Here is a 210-nt window from a genome sequence, read left to right as displayed (position 1 = left end):
GGCTGAAGGCGGCCAGATCACTTACACCGCGACCCTGACCAACGCCGCCGGTTCGCCTGTCACCGTGACCCTGAGCAACGGCTCGGTGATCACCATCGAGGCCGGCAAAACCACTGGCACCGTGACCGTTCCTGCGCCAGCCGATGACGCTTACAAAGACGCCGGCAAAGTCGAAGTGACCATCAAGGACGCCACCGGCGGCAACTTCGA

1 protein-coding gene is annotated in these 210 nt (G+C 63.3%); it reads left to right on the top strand.

What is annotated here, in order from left to right; translation table 11 throughout:
* Window positions 1-210, top strand: a 210-nt coding sequence (locus tag ACM6JQ_RS20860) for an immunoglobulin-like domain-containing protein (RefSeq protein WP_414894617.1), incomplete at both ends; no start/stop codon positions are given.

Source organism: Pseudomonas sp. IT-232MI5 (assembly GCF_949767845.1).
Taxonomy (GTDB): Bacteria; Pseudomonadota; Gammaproteobacteria; order Pseudomonadales; family Pseudomonadaceae; genus Aquipseudomonas.
The sequence above is the reverse complement of the archived record's forward strand: the minus strand, read 5'-3'. Positions and strand labels throughout refer to the sequence as shown.